Source organism: Streptomyces sp. NBC_00005 (genome assembly GCF_045160215.1).
In the GTDB taxonomy this organism is placed as follows: Bacteria; Actinomycetota; Actinomycetes; order Streptomycetales; family Streptomycetaceae; genus Streptomyces.
In genome coordinates this window covers 6,950,136-6,967,590 of the sequence record NZ_CP108316.1, presented here as the reverse complement: position 1 = coordinate 6,967,590, position 17,455 = coordinate 6,950,136, and the positions used below count along the sequence as shown (strand labels likewise).

The following is a 17,455-nucleotide window of genomic DNA, read 5'->3' as shown; positions in this document are numbered from 1 at the left end:
TCGCACCCTTTGTTGCTGACACGTTGCCGCGTGTGAAGCGCTCATTTCTTCCTGCGTAAATCTGCGCGCATCTGCGCATCTGCGTGAATTCCCTTTCCCTGGGCCTCCGCGTGCCCGGAATTCCGCATGCTTTCCTGCCTTCTGAACTCACGGAGTCCTCCCATGCCTTCCTCCCCCCTGTCGGGTGTCGACCGCCGGCTCTTCCTCACCTCCCTGCTCGGCGCCGCGGCCGGTGTCGCCGGACTGAGCGGCTGCGCGGGCGGCAGTGCCGCCGCCGACACCCAGGGCGCCTCGTCCGCGCCGCTCGCCGACAAGGTCCCGGCCGGTACCAGCCTGAAAATCGCGTCCTATCTGAATACCCAGCAACTCCAGTTCAAGCTCGCCAAGTTGGACCTGCCCTTCAAGGTGTCGAACTGGCTCAACATCGGCGCCGGACCCGATGTCATCAACGCCTTCCGCGCCAAGTCCCTCGACCTCGGGAACAACGCGGGAATTCCGCCGATCCAGGCGCACTACCAGGGATTCGACGCGAAGATCGTCGCGATCAACATCACCCGCAAGCCCAACTACCTCTTCGCCACCAAGCCCGGCAGCGACATCGAGTCGGTCGCCGACTTCAAGGGCAGGAAGCTCGCCTTCTCGCAGGGCCAGGCCCAAGGTGTCGTTCTCCTGCGGGCGTTGAAGAAGGCCGGGCTGAAGTACGACGACGTCGAGCTCGTCCCGCTGACCAGCAACCAGTTCCTGACCGCCCTGCAGTCCGGCCAGGTGGACATCGCGCCGCTCGCCAACACCCAGGTGCCCGCCTATCTGGAGAAGTACAAGTCCAAGGGCGCCCGCATCATCACCACGGACGTCGTCGACCTGCTCAACCTGCTGTGGGCGCCGACCTCCGTGCTCAACGACTCCGCGAAGGCCGCCGCGATCGCCGCGTACATCCCGTACTGGGCCAAGGGCCAGATCTGGACGTACGAGAACCCCGACGCCTGGAACGAGGAGTTCTACGTCAAGACGCAGAACCTGACCCTCGCGCAGGCCCGGGGCATCACCGAGCTCGCCAACAAGCCTCTGTTCCCGCCGAGTTGGGACGAGGCGATCAAGTGGGAGCAGGAGACCGCCGATCTGCTGGCTCAGGGCGGCTTCGTGAAGAAGTTCGACGTCTCCTCGCTCTTCGACCACCGCTTCGAGTCCATCGCCGCCAAGGCCGTACCGGCGCAGTACCGGAGGTGACCGCCATGATCACGAGTACGACCGCGACCACGAGCACTGGCACCACTACGAGCACCGGCACCAGCAGTGCCGCGACAGCGTCGGCGCAGGAGGAGGGCCGGCGGGTACGGCGACGGCGCCGGGGCCTCTCACCCGGCAAGCGGCTGCCCGCCTCCCGGCTGATCGGCCCCGCCCTGTTCGCCGCCCTGTGGGCCGCCGCCTCCGCCGCCGGACAGCTGGACCCCGGCGCGATCCCGGCCCCCTGGACGGTGCTGAGGACGGCCGGTCATCTGTGGACCGCCGGGACGCTGCCCACCGACATCCTGACCTCGCTGGAGCGCGCCGCGTACGGCTTCGCGATCGGTCTGACCGCGGGCGTCGTCCTCGCTCTGGCGTCCGGGCTGAGCCGCGTCGGCGAGGCCCTCATCGACGGGACGGTGAACCTCAACCGGGCGATCCCGACCCTCGGTCTGATCCCGCTGTTCATCCTGTGGCTGGGCATCGGTGAGACCTTCAAGATCGCGATCATCGCCATCGTCGTCTACATCCCGATCTATCTGAACACGCACGCCGCGCTGTCCGGCATCGACAGCCGCTTCGTCGAACTCGCCGAGGTCCAGGGCCTGTCGAGGTTCCAGTTCATCCGCCAGATCGTCATTCCCGGCGCACTGCCCGGATTCTTCGTGGGACTCCGGCTCGGCGTGACCGGCTCCTGGCTGGGCCTGGTGGTGCTGGAGCAGATCAACGCCACCAGCGGCCTCGGCTACATGATGTTCCAGGCCCAGAACTACGGCCAGTCGGACGTCATCCTGGTCGGCCTGCTCGCCTACGGCGTCTTCGGCCTCATCTCCGACAGCGCGGTCCGTCTCATCGAACGGAGGGTGCTGTCATGGCGCCGCACACTGAGCAGCTGACCCGGCCCGCCGTCCAACTCCGGGGCCTGACCCGGTCGTTCGAGGGGCGTACCGTCCTCGACGGCATCGACCTCGACCTTCCGGCCGGACAGTTCACGGCGCTGCTCGGGCACAGCGGCTCCGGCAAGAGCACGCTGCTGCGGGCGATCGCCGACCTCGACCACAACGTCGTCGGCAGCGGTCAACTGACCGCTCCGGAACGGGTGTCCGTGGTCTTCCAGGACTCCCGGCTGCTGCCCTGGCGCCGGGTGCTGGACAACGTGCTGCTCGGCCTGCACGGCAAGGACGCGGAGCAGAAGGGCCGCGAGGCGCTCGCCGAGGTGGGCCTGAAGGGCCGCGAACGGGCCTGGCCCAACGAGCTGTCCGGCGGTGAGGCCCAGCGTGCCGCGCTCGCCCGGTCTCTGGTGCGGGAGCCCGAACTCCTGCTGGCCGACGAGCCGTTCGGGGCGCTGGACGCGCTGACTCGCATCAAGATGCACGCCCTTTTGCGGGAGCTGTGGAGGCGGCACCAGCCGTCCGTGCTGCTCGTCACCCATGACGTGGACGAGGCGATTGCGCTGGCCGACCGGGTGCTCGTCCTCGACTCCGGCCGTATCGGTCTCGACCTGACCATCGACCGCGATGCGCATGCGCGCGGCGAGTATCGGTCGCGGCTGCTTGCCGCGCTGGGCGTGACGGAGGACGTCCGGTGAGCGTCGGCTGCAGTGGCCGTTTACCGGGGGCTGCCGCCCCCGGGCCCCCGCTTCGGCCCTGAACGGGCCTCGTCCTCAAACGCCGGACGGGCTGAAAATCCGCACCGGCGCCCGAAAGCAGCCGACCGGCCGAGATTCCGCACCGGCGCTCTCAAGTCCCCCTGGCACCTGTCCGAAGCAAAGGACACCGCATGACCCGGCACCTTCACCTCAACGCCTTCCTCATGAGCACCGGCCACCACGAGGCCTCGTGGCGGCTCCCGGAGAGCGACCCGTACGCACACGTCGAGCTCGACCACTACGTCCGACTCGCCCGGATCGCCGAACGCGGCACCTTCGACTCGCTGTTCCTCGCCGACGGGCCGCAACTGTGGGGCAGTGTCGGGCAGCGACCCGCCGGTGCCCTGGAACCGCTCACCCTGCTGACCGCGCTGGCGACGGCCACCGAGCACATCGGACTGATCGCCACCGCCTCCACCTCCTACAACTCGCCCTACAACCTGGCCCGCAAGTTCGCCTCCCTGGACATCATCAGCGGCGGCCGGGCGGGCTGGAACATCGTCACCACCGCCGGTGCCGAGGCCGCCCGCAACTTCGGTCTTGAGCACGAGCCCGCGCACGCCGACCGGTACGCCCGGGCCGCCGAGTTCCTGGATGTCGCGCTCAAGCTCTGGGACAGCTGGGAGGACGACGCGATCGTCGCCGACAAGGCGTCCGGCGTCTGGGGCGACGACAGCAAGATCCACCCGCCCCGGCACCAGGGGACGTACTTCAGCGTCGACGGCGCCCTCAACGTGCCCCGCTCACCGCAGGGTTACCCGCTGCTCGTGCAGGCGGGGTCGAGCGAGGACGGCAAGGCGTTCGCGGCCCGCTACGCGGAGGCGGTATTCACCGCGCAGCAGACCCTCGCCGACGCACAGGCCTTCTACGCCGACCTCAAGTCCCGTACGGCGGCGGCCGGTCGGGACCCCGGGCACATCAAGGTGCTGCCCGGGATCGTGCCGGTCATCGGCTCGACGGAGGCCGAGGCGCGGGCGAACGAGCAGGTCCTTGAGGACCACATCGTGTACACGCACGGTCTGGACCGCCTGGAGAGGCTGCTGCAACTCCCCGTAGGAACACTGGAGTTGGACGGTCGGCTCCCCGCCGACCTGCCCCCGGAGAGCGCCATCGAGGGCGCCAAGAGCCGCTACACGCTCATCGTCGAACTCGCCCGGCGCGAAAGCCTCACCGTCCGGCAGCTGATCGGCCGGCTCGGCGGCGGGCGCGGCCACCTCACCTTCGCCGGCACGCCCGAGCAGGTCGCCGACGCGATCGAGACGTGGTTCACCCAGGGCGCCGCGGACGGGTTCAACATCATGCCCGCCGTGCTGCCCTCCGGCCTCGAGACCTTCGTCGACCAGGTCGTCCCGATCCTCCGCACCCGGGGCCTGCTCCGCACCGAATACGGCCCGCGGCAGACCCTGCGGGAGCGCTACGGCCTCCCGCGCCCCGCGAACCAGTACGCCCGTCCGGCCCAGCCCGCCGAGTCCACCCAGCCCGTCCAGCCCGCTCTCGTCTGAAAGGGACCCCTCATGTCCGGCATCGAAATCCGCAAGGTCACCGCGAACATAGGCGCCCAGATCTCCGGCGTCGACATCTCCAAGCCCCTCGACGAGGAGACGGCCGTCGCGGTCCGCGAGGCCCTCAACGTCCACAAGGCCCTGGTCTTCGACGACGTGAACCTGGACGACGAGGGCCAGCAGGCCTTCGTCCGTCACCTCGGCGACGTCACCACCGCCCACCCGACGGTCTCCTCCATCGACGGAGCCCCCAACGTCCTGCCCGTCGACAGCGAGCGCGGCCGCGCCGCCAACCACTGGCACACCGACGTCACGTTCGTCCTCAACCCGCCGCAGGCCAGCACCCTGCGCAGCATCACCCTCCCGCCGTACGGCGGCGAGACCCTGATCGCCAGCTCGGCCGCCGCCTACCGCCAACTGCCCGAGTCGCTGCGCCAGTTGGCGGACGGGCTGTGGGCGGAGCACACCAACGACTACGACTACGCCGTACCGGAGGAGGACCTCGACGAGCAGCATGCCGCCCAGCGCGCCCAGTTCACGTCCATCAAGTACCGCACGGTCCACCCGGTGGTCCGCGTCCACCCGCTGACCGGCGAGCGCGGGCTGTTCATCGGCGGCTTCGCCCAGCGGATCGTGGGCCTGTCGCCGTCCGAGTCCCGCAAGATCCTCGACCTGCTCCAGGCGTACGTCGTCCGGCCGGAGAACATCCTGCGCCACCGCTGGTCCCCGAACCAGCTCGTCCTCTTCGACAACCGCATCACCCAGCACTACGCCGTCGACAACTACGACGGCCTGTCGCGCCGCCTGCACCGGGTGACCGTCGCCGGTGACATCCCGGTCGGCATCGAGGGCAAGGAGAGCTACTCCATCGAGGGCGACGCCTCGCACTACACCTCCGTAGCGGCGTAGTCACTGCACGTACCGGCGTTGTCCGGATAATGGGCAGCCTCTCCTTCTCGGCGGAGAGGCTGCCCAGACTGTGGGCGTTTTTGCCCATCTATTGCAATGGACGAGCCGCGCCCATGCCGAACAGCACCACCACGGTCGAGACGCCGCCACAAGCGGCCGACGCCACCCTGTCCCACGGCCTCAAACAGCGTCACCTCTCGATGATCGCCCTCGGCGGCGTCATCGGGGCGGGCCTGTTCGTGGGCTCAGGGGCGGGCATCGCCGCCGCCGGACCCTCCATCGTCATCGCCTACACGCTCTCCGGCCTCCTCGTGATGCTGGTGATGCGGATGCTGGGCGAGATGTCGGCCGCGTACCCGTCGTCGGGCTCCTTCTCGGCGCACGCCGAACGCGCCATCGGCCCCTGGGCGGGCTTCACCGCCGGCTGGTCGTTCTGGGTCCTGCTCTGCACGGCCGTGGGCCTGGAGGGCATCGGCGCCGCGAAGATCGTGACGGGCTGGCTGCCGGGGACGCCCGAGTGGGCCTGGGTGGCCCTCTTCATGGTCGTCTTCTGCGTCACCAACCTCGCCGCGGTGAAGAACTTCGGCGAGTTCGAGTTCTGGTTCGCGGCCCTGAAAGTCGGCGCGATCAGCCTGTTCCTGGTGCTCGGCGTGCTGGCGATCGCGGGCGTGCTGCCCGGCACGGACGCCCCGGGGACCGCGAACCTCACGGGCGAGGGCGGCTTCCTGCCGAACGGCAGCGAGGGCCTGGTCATCGGCCTGCTCGCCTCGGTCTTCGCGTACGGCGGTCTGGAGACGGTCACCATCGCGGCGGCCGAGTCGGAGGATCCGGTGCGCGGGGTGGCGGGCGCCGTCCGCACCGCCATGTGGCGCATCGCGCTCTTCTACATCGGCTCCATGGCGGTCATCGTCACCCTGGTCCCGTGGGACTCCGAGGCGGTCGTCGCGAACGGCCCGTACGTCGCCGCCCTGCAGCACATCGGCATCCCCGGCGCCGGCCAAGTCATGAACGTGGTCATCCTCGTCGCCCTCCTGTCCGCGATGAACGCCAACATCTACGGCTCCTCGCGCATCGCCTACTCCCTGGTCGAGCGCGGCCAGGGCCCGAAGGTGCTGGGCCGGGTGTCGGGCGGCGTCCCCCGAACCGCCGTCCTCGCCTCCTCCGTCTTCGGCTTCGTCTGCGTCGCGCTCAGCTACTGGCGCCCGGACGACGTCTTCCCGTGGCTGCTCAACATGATCGGCGCGGTCGTCCTGGTCGTCTGGATCCTCATCGCGGTGTCCCAACTGCGCCTGCGCAGGCGCCTGGAGCGCGAATCGCCTCAGAACCTCGCGGTGCGGATGTGGGCGTTCCCGTGGCTGACGTGGGTCGCCCTGGCGGGCATGGCGGCGATCTTCGTGCTGATGGCCCGGGAGCCGGGGACGCGGGTCCAGCTCTACTGGACCGGCGGCATGACCGCGGTCCTGGCCGCGGTCGGCTACGCCTGGCAGAAGGCGCGCGCCGAGCGCTGACACCCCCTCCGTCGCCGGAAGGCCCTCACGTGACACGCGTGGGGGCCTTCTTGTTGCCTCCGATTGTTGCCTCCGAGATCCTTATTGTTGCTAACCTGTAGTTGCAAGCTTTTTGCAATAAGAGGTTCGGAGGGGAACCCGCCATGCCCGTCTACACGCTTCCTGAACTGCCCTACGACTACTCCGCGCTCGCCCCCGTGATCAGCCCCGAGATCGTCGAGCTGCACCACGACAAGCACCACGCGGCCTATGTGAAAGGGGCGAACGACACGCTGGAGCAGCTCGCGGAGGCGCGGGACAAGGAGTCGTGGGGGTCGGTCAACGGGCTGGAGAAGAACCTCGCGTTCCATCTCTCCGGGCACATCCTGCACAGCATCTACTGGCAGAACATGACCGGTGACGGCGGTGGCGAGCCCCTGGCCGCCGACGGTGTGGGCGACCTCGCGGACGCGATCGTCGACTCCTTCGGGTCGTTCGCCGGATTCAAGGCCCAGCTGACCAAGGCCGCCGCGACGACCCAGGGTTCGGGCTGGGGCGTCCTCGCCCACGAGCCGCTCAGCGGCCGCCTCGTCGTCGAGCAGGTCTACGACCACCAGGGCAACGTCGGCCAGGGCTCCACCCCGATCCTGGTCTTCGACGCCTGGGAGCACGCCTTCTACCTGCAGTACAGGAATCAGAAGGTCGACTTCATCGACGCCATGTGGGCCGTCGTCAACTGGCAGGACGTGGCCCGGCGTTACGAGGCCGCGAAGTCCCGCGCGGACGTCCTGCTGCTCGCACCCTGAGCACCCCGGAGCGCTCCGAGAACCCCGAGCATCCGGTGAAGCGTCCTGCCTCGTGATCGTCTTCTCACCCTTCACCCGGCAGGCGGAATGACGGAAGCCCCCGCGAGGACGTGACTCGCGGGGGCTTCCCCTGTGTCCGATGCGCCCGACCGTGACCGGTGGCGCTCAGGGCTTGCGGCCGAGGCCGCCGTGCTGGCCGATCGGTGTGGTCGCCGCGTCCGGCTCCGGGCGGTTGTCCTTGCCGCCCAGCCAGTGGTTCCAGATGCGGGCCGAATGCGGTACCGAGGTGTCGATCTCCGTCATGCGGTCATCCTCCTACGGCACATCCGTCTCGCACGGCACGTTCAGCGAGATCAGCCCCACCGACCTTCGGTGCGTGCGGAGTTCACTCACCGCCGCGTTGCGCAACTGCGGGAAGACGCGGCGGTAGTCGCGCAGCGGGATCGACAGGAGTTCGCACAGGACCAGGCGCAGCAGGGTGTTGTGGGCGACGACCAGGACGCGTTCGCCGTCGTGCGCGGCGGCGATGCGGTGCAGGGCGGTGGCACCCCGGGCGGCCGCGGTCTTCGGATCCTCGGCGCCGGGGAAGGGGTGGTTCACCGGGTCGGCGCGGAAGGCCTCCGCCGCCTTCGGGTCCTCGGACGCGAACTCGGCGAGCGTGCGGCCCTCCACCACCCCGAAGTCGCATTCGCGCAGGTCGGGTTCGTGGAACGGAGTGAGGCCGAGGGCGCGGCAGGCGGGCTCGGCCGTGATGACGGCCCGGGACACCGGGGACGTCCAGATCGCGTCGACGGGATGGGCGGCGGCCCAGCGACCGAGGGTCTCGGCCTGGGCGCGGCCCGTGTCGGTGAGCGCCACGTCGCTCACCCCCGCGTAACGGTTCTCGGCGTGCCAGACGGTCTGCCCATGGCGGGCCAGCAGCAGGGTCGTGCTCATGCGTCCCTCACGAGTCGGAAGTATCCAGGGTGAGCCGGGTGTGTGCGTGTGCCGCCACGGAGGCCGGGAGCCAGCCCCGTGCGGTCAGTTCGTCGACCAGGCGGGCGTACGGCTCGGCGAACAGGGCGGTGCGGTCGGGGCGGGGGGCGAGGGTGGTGTGGATGCGGACCATGCGGTCGGTCACGTCCACCAGCGGGCCGGAGCCCGTTCCGTGGGCGGCCAGTGCGGCCATGCCCAGGGCGGGTTCGGTCTGTTTCGGTACGCGGGCCGGGCGGCCGAGGACGTCGGCGCGCAGTTGGTTCCAGTACGGGCTGCGGGCGCCGCCGCCGGTGAAGGTGAGCGGGCCGTCGAGCGGGGCGCCCAGGTAGTTCAGGTAGTCCAGGCAGAGCCGTTCGGCGAAGGCGACGCCCTGCAGCAGCGCGGCCCACAGGTCGGCGTCGCCCTGCGGTTCGCCCAGGACCAGGGCGGTGGCGTCCGGCGCGAGGAACGGGAACCGTTCGCCCGGCGACACCAGCGGGTAGGCCACCGCGCCCGAGGGCTCGTGGGCGGCGGCCTGTGCGTCCATGGCCGCCGGGTCGGCGCCCGCGAAGGCGGCGCTCAGCACGCCCGCTCCCACGCTCGACGCCCCGCCGGGCAGCCAACTCCCGTCCGGTGCACGGTGGTTGTAGACCACGCCGGTGGGGTCGTGGACGGGGGTCGCGGAGGCTCCCTTCAGGACGAGTGTCGTGCCGAGCACCGAGTTCCAGGAACCGGGACGCAGGGCCCCGGACGCGATCTGGGCCGCGCAGCCGTCGGTCATCCCGGCGATCACCGGGGTGCCGGCGGGAATGCCGGTGGCTTCGGCGGCGGCCGGGCAGACCTCGCCGAGGAGGGCGCCGGGGCGGACGACGTCGGGGAGGACGCCCCGGGGCAGGCCCATGACGTCCGGCCAGGCCTCCCGGCGCACGTCGTAGGCCGTCTTGAGGGCGTGGCTGGAATCGGTGGGCACCGGTTTGCCGACGAGCCGTGCGGTGATCACGTCGGGCTGGTGGGTGATCCGTCCCCGCCCGTACTTCTCGATGAGCCACCGCGCCTTCGGCAGCGCCCAGGTGTCCTGCACCGCGAGCCCCGCCGCCCGCGCCCGCGCCCCCTCCGCCGCCGCCCGCCCGTCGTCGTACATGAGCCCGGGGCTCAGGGGCTGCCCCTCCTCGTCCGTCAGCAGCACGGTCCCGGAGGTGCCGCACACGGCGAGCCCGCCGATGCGTACGCCCGGCAGGGAACCGAGCGCCGCCCGCGAGGCCGCGCACACCCCTTCCCACCACTCACCCGGATCCTGTTCGTGCCGCTCCCGTTCCCGGTGCCCGCCGATCGGGGCCGAGCCGGCGCCGAGGACCGTTCCGTCGCCGGTGACCACCAGCACCCGGACGCTCTGCGTGCCCAGGTCGATCCCGAGCCATGCCTCACGCTCGTCCACCATCCCGGCCTCCCTGCTCTCGCCCACGCGGCATCGCACCCAAGGCTGTGAACTTCACACCCTCCCCCGATATTGACCCGAGTATTTCCCTTGCGCGAGGGATTGACGCGCAACTTCCGCCGTTACACCCTCTGTTAGCGAGTCGACTCAACGTGTTACCCCAAGGCGCCCAGCACCGGACCGGACGGACCGAGCCCCCACCTGGAGGTCACGGATGGACACGCACGTGCACGACCGGCGACGCTTCCTCGCTCTCACCGCGGGGGCCGCCGCGACCCCGTTACTCGCGGCCTGCGGGGCCGGTTTCGGCGGGGACGACAAGAAGAGCGACGGGTCGGCCGCGGACGACGTCACCGGCTCCTTCGACTGGAAACGGGAGAAGGGCAAGACCGTCAAGGCGCTGCTCAACAAGCACCCGTACACGGACGCCCTGATCGCCGACCTGAAGTCCTTCACCGCGAAGACCGGCATCAAGGTCGAGTACGACGTCTTCCCCGAGGACAACTACTTCGACAAGCTCACCGTGGACCTGTCCAGCGGGCGGGCCTCCTACGACGTCTTCATGCTCGGCGCGTACATGGTGTGGCAGTACGGGCCGCCCGGGTGGCTGGAGGACCTCGGCCCCTGGATGCGCAGTTCCTCGGCCACCGGCGCCGAATGGGACCAGGCCGACTTCTTCCCCAACCTCCTCCAGGCCGACCAGTGGTCGCTCAAGGCGGGCGCGCCGCTCGGGCAGGGCGGACAGTACGCGCTGCCGTGGGGCTGGGAGACGAACGTCGTCGCCTACAACACCGAGGTCTTCAAGAAGCTCGGCCTCAAACCGGCCGAGACCTTCGACGAGTTGCGCGAGATCGCCGGGGCCATCAAGAGGAAGGCGCCCGGGGCCGGTTACGACGGCATGTACGGGATCGCCGTGCGCGGGTCCCGGAGCTGGGCCACCATCCACCCCGGCTTCATGACCATGTACGCCCGCAACGGCCTGCACGACTTCACCGTGAACGGCGGCAAGCTCAAGCCCGCCATGAACACCCCCGAGGCGATCGCCTTCACCCAGGACTGGGCCGGCATGGTCAAGCAGGGCGGGCCGCCGTCCTGGACGTCGTACACCTGGTACCAGTGCTCCAGCGACCTGGGCGCGAAGAAGGCGGGCATGCTCTTCGACGCGGACACGGCCGCCTACTTCCAGGCCGTGCAGGGGGCGAGTCCCGCCTCCGGGAAGATCGCCTTCCACCCCGGGCCGAAGGGTCCGGACGGTTCCCTCGCCACCAACATGTGGATCTGGTCGCTCGGCATGAACGCCAAGAGCAAGAAGAAGAGCGCCAGTTGGCTGTTCCTGCAGTGGGCCACCGGCAAGGAGCACCTGCGCAGGGCGGCCATCACCGACAACCACATCGACCCGGTGCGGAAGTCGATCAGCCAGGACGCGGCCTACAAGGACAAGATGAAGCACCTGCCGGGCTTCATCGAGACCTTCGAGACGGTCGTCGACCAGACGAAGATCCAGTTCACTCCGCAGGCGCAGTTCTTCGACGCGACCACCAGCTGGGCCGCGTCCCTCCAGGAGATCTACGGCGGGAAGAACGCGAAGTCGGTGCTGAACGGCCTCGCGAGTGACCTCGCCTCCAAGGTGAGTTGAGCCCCCATGGCAGAGACGACCTCGTTCACGGAGACCGACCACGGGGCGGCCTCACACGAGGAGGGGGCACGGCAGGTACGGGCCGTTCCGCGCTGGCGGCGCGGACTGCGCCCGTACCTGCTGATCGTGCCCGCTCTGCTGCTCACCGGCGGGATCCTGTACCCGTTCGGGCTCGGCCTCTACTACACGCTGTTCGACTTCTCGGCGAGCAAGCCGCAGCCGGACATGGTGGGCTTCGACAACTACCGGACCGTCTTCACCCAGCAGGCCTTCTGGGACTCGGCCTGGGTGACGGTGCTCTACGCGGTGGGGGCAGCCGCCTTCGAGACCGTGCTCGGGGTCGCCGTCGCCCTGCTGCTGCACCGGTCGTCGATCGTCGGCCGGGTGCTGGAGAAGATCCTGATCCTGCCGCTGATGATCGCCCCGGTGATCGCCGCGATCATGTGGAAACTGATGCTCCAGCCGTCGGTGGGGGTCATCAACCACCTGCTGAAACCCTTCGGGCTGGGGGGAGTTCAGTGGACCGACACCCCGACGGGCGCGCTCCTGTCGTCCATCGCCGTCGACGTCTGGGTCTACACCCCCTTCGTCGCCATCCTCGCGCTCGCCGGACTGCGCTCGCTCCCCACATCTCCCTTCGAGGCGGCGGCCGTTGACGGCGCGGGCTGGTGGTACACCTTCCGGCGGCTGATGCTGCCGATGCTGTGGCCGTATGTGCTGGTCGCGGTGATCTTCCGGTTCATGGACTCGCTGAAGGTCTTCGACATCATCTACGCCCTGACGGAGGGCGGGCCGGGTGATTCGACCGTCGTCCTGCAGATCCGCGCCTATCTGGAGGCGATCCGCTTCCAGCGCTACAGCTTCGGGATCAGCTACACGATCGTGCTGTGGGCCGTGGTGTACCTGGCCGCGATGGTGCTCGTCCGCCACCTGGGCAAGATCCAGCACAAGGCCGCGGAGGTGACCAAGTGAAGGTCAGAAAGCGCCTGTCGGGGTGGCTGGCGGATGCCGCGCTCATCCTCTACTTCGTCTTCGCGCTGTTCCCCATCGCCTGGATGATGATCCTTTCACTGAAGCCCGCGAACCAGCTCTTCAGCACGTACTTCTCCTTCACACCGACCCTCGGTGCCTACCGGACCGTCCTCGGCGACAGCGAGGGCATCCCGTTCGTGCGGTTCTTCGTGAACAGCCTGGTGGTGTCGGTGGGGGCGGTCGTGCTGTCGCTGGTGGTCGGGCTGCCTGCCGCGTACGCGTCGGCGCGGTGGCGGTTCAAGGGCTCCGAGAACCTGATGTTCACGCTGCTGTCGTTCCGGTTCGCGCCCGAACTCACCGTGATCATCCCGCTGTTCGTGCTCTACCAGAAGCTCGGTCTGTTCGACACGTACGTCGGCATGATCTGGGTGCTGCAGCTCGTCACGCTGCCGCTGATCGTGTGGATCATGCGGTCCTACTTCGCCGACCTGACACCGGAGTTGGAGCAGGCGGCCCTGCTGGACGGCTACACGCGCAAGCAGGCCTTCTTCAAGGTCGCCCTGCCGCTGGTCAAGCCGGGCATCGCGGCGGTGTCGCTGCTGGCCTTCATCTTCGCCTGGAACAACTTCGTCTTCCCGCTCATCCTCACCTCCAACGAGGCGCAGACCGTGACCGTGGGCGCGCTGTCCTTCCTCGGCGGCGACCGGCCCAAGTACAACCTCACGGCCGCGGCGGCGCTGGTGTCCGTCGTACCGCCGCTGCTGCTGGCCCTCACCATCCAGCGCTATCTGGTGCGGGGGCTGTCGTTCGGGGCGGTGAAGTCTTGAACCAGTCCACGACCGCGATCGGGCTGCGCGGGATCCGGAAGACCTACGGCAGGGTCACGGCCCTGGACGGGCTCGAACTGGACATCCGGGAGGGCGAGTTCTTCTGCCTGCTCGGCCCTTCCGGCGCGGGCAAGACGACCACGCTGAAGACCGTCGCCGGGCTCGAGCAGCCCGACTCCGGCACGGTCGAGCTCGACGGCAGGGACATGGCCGGCGTCGAGCCGTACGACCGGGGCGTCGCGATGTGCTTCGAGAGCTACGCCCTCTACCCGCACCGCTCGGCGTACGACAACCTCGCCTCCCCGCTCCGCTCGCCCCGCCACCGGCTGCCCGCCGCCGAGGCCCGCGACCGCATCGGGGCCATCGCCGAACTCCTCGGTATCGGCGGCCTGTTGGACCGCCCGGTGGGCCAGCTCTCCAACGGCCAGCGGCAGCGCGTCGCCCTCGGCCGGGTCCTGGTCCGCCCGGCCCGTGCCTTCCTCCTCGACGAGCCCCTCTCCCACCTCGACGCCAAACTGCGCCAGCAGATGCGCGCCGAACTGAAGGCGATCGGAGCCGTGCAGAACACGACCACCCTCTACGTCACCCACGACTCCGTCGAGGCCCTGGCACTCGGCGACCGGATCGGGGTGATCCGGGACGGGCGGATCGTGCAGACGGGGACGCGGGAGGAGATCTGGTACCGGCCGCACGACACGGAGGTCGCGCGGGCCTTCGGGCGGCCGCGGATCAATCTGCTGCCGGGGACGGTGACCGAGGACGGGAGCTTCCGGTCGGGGGACGGGAAGGTGGAGTTGCCGGTGCGCGCGCAGGCGCCGGCCGGCACGGACGTCCTGGTCGGCATGCGCCCCCGGGACATCGCGCTGGGCGGACCCGGGCACGAGCTCACCGGCACCGTCTACGTCACCGAAGTGCTCGGCCGCAGCGTCGAGGTGACCGTCCGGCTCGGCGAGCAGCACGTCTCCCTGGTCGCCCCGCGCGCCGACACGGCGGGGCTGCGTCCCGACGATCCCGTACGGCTGACGGTCCGGCCTGAGAACCTGCTGCTGTTCGAGGCCGACCGGCCGGGGCAGCCAGGACGACGGATCGAGAAGAGCACGGAATGAGCAGCAGCAACAGCAGCCACAGCAATAGCGCCCAGCAGCCGGGGCCCGCGGGCCGTCAGGCCGCCATGGCCGAACAGGTCCTGGCCGACGGTTCGGCGACCGCGGCCGAGCTCGCCGAGCGCTTCGGGGTGAGCCTGATGACCATCCACCGGGACCTCGACGAGCTCGAACGGCAGGGGATGGTGAGGAAGTTCAGGGGCGGTGTGACCGCGCAGCCGTCCGGTGTCTTCGAGTCGAACGTCCAGTACCGGCTGAAGACCATGCGCGCCGAGAAGACCGCCGTCGCCGAGCACGCGCTGAGGTCGATAGAGCCCGGCATGGCGATCATGCTCGACGACTCCACCTCCACCCTGGAGATAGCCCGCATACTCCGGCTCGGCGAGATCACCCCGCTCACCGTCGTCACCAACTTCCTGGAGGCGATCAACCTGCTCGCCGACCAGCGGGGCATCCATCTGATGGCCCTCGGCGGCGACTACGACCCGCTGCACTCCTCCTTCCTCGGCGTGTCCTGCGTCGAGGCGATCCAGTCCCTCCGGGTGGACGTCTGCTTCGCGTCGACGTCGGCCGTGCACGGCGGCTACGCCTACCACCAGGAGCAGCACATCGTCTCCGTGAAGCGGGCGATGCTCGACGCGGCCGCCCGCAACGTCCTGCTGATCGACCACACCAAGCTCGCCCGGGTCGCCCTGCACCGGGTCGTCCCGCTGTCCCGCTTCGACCTGCTCCTCGTCGACGACGGGGCGTCGGCACAGGCGCTGCGGGACCTGGACGAGCACAAGGTTCCCTACGAGGTTTGCGCTACGAGAGCGACGAAGGGCAGCGATGACCGAGCTGGAGCTACGTGATCTGCGCAAGACCTACCGGTCGCGAGGCCGCCCGGCCGTGGACGCGGTGCGTGGCATCGACCTCGCGCTGCACTCCGGGGAACTGCTCGGGCTGCTCGGCCCGTCGGGCTGCGGCAAGTCCACGACCCTGCGGATGATCGCGGGCCTGGAGACGGTGACCGGCGGCGACATCCTGGTGGGCGGCGCGTCGGTGGTCGACCGTCCGGCGCAGCGGCGCAACATCGGGGTGGCGTTCGAGAACTATGCGCTGTATCCGCCGCTGAACGTGGCGGAGAACCTGGCGTTCGGACTGAAGGCGCGCCGGGGAAGCGACCGGAAGGACGTGCGGCGCAGGGTCGCCGAGATCGCCGACCGCGTCGACCTCACCGGGATCCTCGACGCCCGCCCGGCCGGCCTGTCCAGCGGCCAGAAGCAGCGCGTGTCACTGGCCCGCGCGCTCATCCGCGAACCGGACGTCCTGCTGCTTGACGAGCCCCTGTCCCATCTGGACGCGGCCCAGCGCGACACCACACGCCGCGAACTCAAGCGCATTCAGCGGGACTTGGGCCATACGACGATCCTGGTCACGCACGACCAGGAAGAGGCCCTCTCCCTCGCCGACCGGATCGCCGTGATGAAGGACGGCGTCATCCAGCAGCTCGGCACGCCCTACGAGATCTACGACAGCCCGGCCAACGTCTTCGTCGCGGACTTCGTCGGCGAACCCGCCATCAACCTCCTGCCCGGCATCGCGACCGCCGACGGCCACGCCCGCCTCTCGGACGCGGTGCGGATCGCGCTGCCCGTGCCGGTGACGGAGGGCCGCGAGGTGGTCGTCGGCATCCGCCCCGAGGACCTGCGGCTCACCGGCGACGAGGGCATCCCCGTCAAGGTCGTCGCCCACGAACCCCTCCTGGAGGCGGGCATCGCCACCCTCGCCCTCGACGGCGTCGAACGCCCCCTCGTCGTCCTCACCGACCCCGAGGTGCGCCTCACCCACGACGAGCCCGTACGGGTCACTGCCGACGCGCGCCTCACCCATGTCTTCGACGCCGAGACGGGAGACTCCCTGCGATGAGCGATCCTGTGCGTGTCGTGGCGGCCGGCGACCACTTCGTGCTGCCCGAGCTGATCTCGCGTGCCCTCAGCCACGAGATCCACGGACCATCGGCCCTGGCGGTACGGGAACTGACGCTGGGCTGGCCGCTGGAGCCGTTCGGTCCCGTCGCCGAGGTGACGGAGGCGAGCGATGCCGAGGACGAGCTGATCGAGGCGCTCGCGGACGACCGCGAGGTCCTGGTCACCCAGATGGCCCCGGTCACCGAACGCGTCCTGGCCGCCTCCCCCGCCCTGCGCCTGGTCGTCGTCTGCCGCGGCGGCCCGGTCAACGTCAACCTCGACGCGGCCAAGTCCCAGGACGTGCGGGTGTGTTACTCCCCCGGCCGCAACGCCGCCGCCACCGCCGAGTTCACCGTCGGCCTGATCCTGGCCGCCCTGCGCCGCATCCCCCAGGCCCACAACCTCCTCGCCGGGCAAGGGAGTTGGCAGGGGGCGACGTACTACACGTACGAACACAGCGGTCTGGAGCTGGAGGACCTGCCCGTCGGGCTCGTCGGCTACGGCGCCGTGGGCAGCCGGGTGGCGCGCGCGCTGTGTGCCTTCGGCGCGCAGGTGATGGTCTACGACCCCTATGTGCGCGGCGAGATCCACGGCCTGCGCGTCTCCTCGCTCGACGAACTCCTGCGCCGCTCCCAGGTGATCACCCTGCACGCCCGGCTCACTGCCGAGACCCGCGGCCTGATCGGCGCCCGGGAACTGGCGCTGCTGCCGCAGGGCGCGGTGGTCGTGAACGCGGCCCGCGGCCCGCTGCTGGACGAGGACGCGCTGTGCGACGCCCTGGAGAGCGGTCGGCTGTCGGCGGCGGCCCTCGACACCTACGTACGGGAGCCGCTGCCGGCGGGCTCGCGGCTGCACGCGCTCGCCGAACGCGTCGTCCTCACACCGCATCTGGGCGGGGCCTCGCGCGCGGTGGCGGAGAAGGCGGCGCGGATCGCCGCGGAGGAAGTGGGGCGCTGGGTACGCGGGGAGCCGCTGGCGCACTGTCTGACCTGAGCCATGACAC

General features: G+C 69.9%; 16 protein-coding genes and 1 pseudogene. 14 read left to right on the top strand and 3 right to left on the bottom strand.

The genetic code is table 11. The features are described 5' to 3' along the window. The first annotated feature begins 162 nt into the window (after window positions 1-162). The 7 genes from OG303_RS31995 to OG303_RS31965 all read left to right on the top strand — a co-directional run bounded on the left by OG303_RS31995 (window position 163) and on the right by OG303_RS31965 (window position 7,576). Window positions 163-1,227 carry an ABC transporter substrate-binding protein gene (locus OG303_RS31995; RefSeq protein WP_405872742.1) on the top strand — a complete coding sequence of 355 codons (1,065 nt, stop codon included), beginning with the start codon at window positions 163-165 and terminating at the stop codon, window positions 1,225-1,227. Window positions 1,228-1,232: 5 nt separating this feature from the next. Then, a complete protein-coding gene (locus OG303_RS31990; protein WP_405872741.1) occupies window positions 1,233-2,120 on the top strand; it encodes an ABC transporter permease in 888 nt (295 codons plus the stop codon). Further along, window positions 2,096-2,812: an ABC transporter ATP-binding protein gene (locus tag OG303_RS31985; RefSeq protein ID WP_405872739.1), complete on the top strand. Its 717-nt coding sequence runs from the start codon at window positions 2,096-2,098 to the stop codon at window positions 2,810-2,812. Before OG303_RS31990 ends, OG303_RS31985 begins: the two co-directional genes overlap by 25 nt. Before the next feature lie 191 nt (window positions 2,813-3,003). Further along, window positions 3,004-4,374: an LLM class flavin-dependent oxidoreductase gene (locus OG303_RS31980; protein ID WP_405872738.1), complete on the top strand. Its 1,371-nt coding sequence runs from the start codon at window positions 3,004-3,006 to the stop codon at window positions 4,372-4,374. A gap of 12 nt (window positions 4,375-4,386) precedes the next feature. Beyond that, window positions 4,387-5,283, top strand: coding sequence for a TauD/TfdA dioxygenase family protein (locus tag OG303_RS31975; protein ID WP_405872737.1), 897 nt, complete (start codon window positions 4,387-4,389; stop codon window positions 5,281-5,283). Between the two features lie 113 nt (window positions 5,284-5,396). Beyond that, a complete protein-coding gene (locus OG303_RS31970; protein WP_405872736.1) occupies window positions 5,397-6,791 on the top strand; it encodes an amino acid permease in 1,395 nt (464 codons plus the stop codon). A 143-nt stretch (window positions 6,792-6,934) separates the two neighbouring features. Beyond that, window positions 6,935-7,576, top strand: a complete 642-nt coding sequence (locus tag OG303_RS31965; protein WP_405872735.1) for a superoxide dismutase — start codon at window positions 6,935-6,937, stop codon at window positions 7,574-7,576. Between the two features lie 210 nt (window positions 7,577-7,786). Here OG303_RS31965 and OG303_RS31960 read toward each other — a convergent pair. The 3 genes and pseudogenes from OG303_RS31960 to OG303_RS31950 form a co-directional block, all read right to left on the bottom strand. Next, a pseudogene (locus OG303_RS31960) lies at window positions 7,787-7,879 on the bottom strand (SAM-dependent methyltransferase); the annotation flags it as partial. A 12-nt stretch (window positions 7,880-7,891) separates the two neighbouring features. Continuing rightward, window positions 7,892-8,512, bottom strand: a complete 621-nt coding sequence (locus OG303_RS31955) for a histidine phosphatase family protein (RefSeq protein ID WP_405872734.1) — start codon at window positions 8,510-8,512, stop codon at window positions 7,892-7,894. A 7-nt stretch (window positions 8,513-8,519) separates the two neighbouring features. Continuing rightward, window positions 8,520-9,968, bottom strand: a complete 1,449-nt coding sequence (locus OG303_RS31950; RefSeq protein WP_405872733.1) for an FGGY-family carbohydrate kinase — start codon at window positions 9,966-9,968, stop codon at window positions 8,520-8,522. A 211-nt stretch (window positions 9,969-10,179) separates the two neighbouring features. Here OG303_RS31950 and OG303_RS31945 point away from each other — a divergent pair, with 211 nt between their 5' ends. From OG303_RS31945 to OG303_RS31915, 7 genes are read left to right on the top strand one after another with little or no spacing between them, the layout of a single operon-like run. Continuing rightward, complete coding sequence (locus OG303_RS31945; RefSeq protein WP_405872732.1) at window positions 10,180-11,601, top strand: ABC transporter substrate-binding protein; 1,422 nt, start codon at window positions 10,180-10,182, stop codon at window positions 11,599-11,601. Between the two features lie 6 nt (window positions 11,602-11,607). Continuing rightward, window positions 11,608-12,573 carry a carbohydrate ABC transporter permease gene (locus OG303_RS31940; RefSeq protein ID WP_405872731.1) on the top strand — a complete coding sequence of 322 codons (966 nt, stop codon included), beginning with the start codon at window positions 11,608-11,610 and terminating at the stop codon, window positions 12,571-12,573. Next, complete coding sequence (locus OG303_RS31935) at window positions 12,570-13,400, top strand: carbohydrate ABC transporter permease (protein ID WP_405872729.1); 831 nt, start codon at window positions 12,570-12,572, stop codon at window positions 13,398-13,400. The genes OG303_RS31940 and OG303_RS31935 overlap by 4 nt, the downstream gene beginning before the upstream one ends. Next, the gene (locus tag OG303_RS31930; RefSeq protein ID WP_405872728.1) at window positions 13,397-14,506 is read left to right on the top strand and encodes an ABC transporter ATP-binding protein; all 1,110 of its coding nucleotides are present in this window, start codon (window positions 13,397-13,399) and stop codon (window positions 14,504-14,506) included. Before OG303_RS31935 ends, OG303_RS31930 begins: the two co-directional genes overlap by 4 nt. Beyond that, on the top strand, window positions 14,503-15,354 hold the full coding sequence (locus OG303_RS31925) for a DeoR/GlpR family DNA-binding transcription regulator (RefSeq protein ID WP_405872727.1): 852 nt from the start codon (window positions 14,503-14,505) through the stop codon (window positions 15,352-15,354). The genes OG303_RS31930 and OG303_RS31925 overlap by 4 nt, the downstream gene beginning before the upstream one ends. Next, window positions 15,332-16,411: an ABC transporter ATP-binding protein gene (locus tag OG303_RS31920; protein WP_405872726.1), complete on the top strand. Its 1,080-nt coding sequence runs from the start codon at window positions 15,332-15,334 to the stop codon at window positions 16,409-16,411. Before OG303_RS31925 ends, OG303_RS31920 begins: the two co-directional genes overlap by 23 nt. After that, window positions 16,408-17,445 carry a 2-hydroxyacid dehydrogenase gene (locus tag OG303_RS31915; protein WP_405872725.1) on the top strand — a complete coding sequence of 346 codons (1,038 nt, stop codon included), beginning with the start codon at window positions 16,408-16,410 and terminating at the stop codon, window positions 17,443-17,445. Before OG303_RS31920 ends, OG303_RS31915 begins: the two co-directional genes overlap by 4 nt. Window positions 17,446-17,455: the final 10 nt, after the last annotated feature.

Coding starts and splice junctions, on each gene's coding strand:
- OG303_RS31915 (WP_405872725.1), top strand. CDS start 16,408: ATGAGCGATCCTGTGCGTGTCGTGGCGGCCGGCGACCACTTCGTGCTG.
- OG303_RS31990 (WP_405872741.1), top strand. CDS start 1,233: ATGATCACGAGTACGACCGCGACCACGAGCACTGGCACCACTACGAGC.
- OG303_RS31925 (WP_405872727.1), top strand. CDS start 14,503: ATGAGCAGCAGCAACAGCAGCCACAGCAATAGCGCCCAGCAGCCGGGG.
- OG303_RS31985 (WP_405872739.1), top strand. CDS start 2,096: ATGGCGCCGCACACTGAGCAGCTGACCCGGCCCGCCGTCCAACTCCGG.
- OG303_RS31945 (WP_405872732.1), top strand. CDS start 10,180: ATGGACACGCACGTGCACGACCGGCGACGCTTCCTCGCTCTCACCGCG.
- OG303_RS31965 (WP_405872735.1), top strand. CDS start 6,935: ATGCCCGTCTACACGCTTCCTGAACTGCCCTACGACTACTCCGCGCTC.
- OG303_RS31920 (WP_405872726.1), top strand. CDS start 15,332: ATGACCGAGCTGGAGCTACGTGATCTGCGCAAGACCTACCGGTCGCGA.
- OG303_RS31955 (WP_405872734.1), bottom strand. CDS start 8,512: ATGAGCACGACCCTGCTGCTGGCCCGCCATGGGCAGACCGTCTGGCAC.
- OG303_RS31975 (WP_405872737.1), top strand. CDS start 4,387: ATGTCCGGCATCGAAATCCGCAAGGTCACCGCGAACATAGGCGCCCAG.
- OG303_RS31995 (WP_405872742.1), top strand. CDS start 163: ATGCCTTCCTCCCCCCTGTCGGGTGTCGACCGCCGGCTCTTCCTCACC.
- OG303_RS31940 (WP_405872731.1), top strand. CDS start 11,608: ATGGCAGAGACGACCTCGTTCACGGAGACCGACCACGGGGCGGCCTCA.
- OG303_RS31970 (WP_405872736.1), top strand. CDS start 5,397: ATGCCGAACAGCACCACCACGGTCGAGACGCCGCCACAAGCGGCCGAC.
- OG303_RS31980 (WP_405872738.1), top strand. CDS start 3,004: ATGACCCGGCACCTTCACCTCAACGCCTTCCTCATGAGCACCGGCCAC.
- OG303_RS31950 (WP_405872733.1), bottom strand. CDS start 9,968: ATGGTGGACGAGCGTGAGGCATGGCTCGGGATCGACCTGGGCACGCAG.